Genomic DNA, 353 nt, shown 5'->3' with positions numbered 1-353 from the left:
ACAGCGGTCGCCCAGGCCCACCTACGCCACCTCAACCCCTTCCCGAAAAACCTCGGCGAGGTCCTGAAGCGCTACGAACGCGTGGTCGTCCCCGAGATGAACCTGGGCCAGCTCGCCACCCTCGTCCGCGCGCGTTACCTGGTGGACGTCCGCTCCCACACCCAGGTCAACGGCATGCCGTTCAAGGCCGAGCAGCTCGCCACGGCCCTGAAGGAGGCCATCGATGACTGAGGCCCTGACCCTGATCCCGAAGGCGGAGTCCACTCTCGCCGCCAGGGACTTCAAGTCGGACCAGGAGGTCCGCTGGTGCCCGGGCTGCGGGGACTACGCCGTCCTCGCCGCCGTCCAGGGCT

2 pseudogenes are annotated in these 353 nt (G+C 68.6%); both read left to right on the top strand.

What is annotated here, in order from left to right:
* Positions 1 to 231: pseudogene (locus tag WDV06_RS37240) on the top strand (2-oxoacid:acceptor oxidoreductase subunit alpha); the annotation flags it as partial.
* Positions 224 to 353: pseudogene (locus WDV06_RS37235) on the top strand (2-oxoacid:ferredoxin oxidoreductase subunit beta); the annotation flags it as partial. The pseudogenes WDV06_RS37240 and WDV06_RS37235, both read left to right, overlap by 8 nt.

The sequence above is a fragment of the Streptomyces racemochromogenes genome, assembly GCF_044129415.1.
GTDB classification, from domain to species: domain Bacteria; phylum Actinomycetota; class Actinomycetes; order Streptomycetales; family Streptomycetaceae; genus Streptomyces; species Streptomyces racemochromogenes_A.
This window is presented reverse-complemented; position numbering and strand designations above follow the sequence as displayed.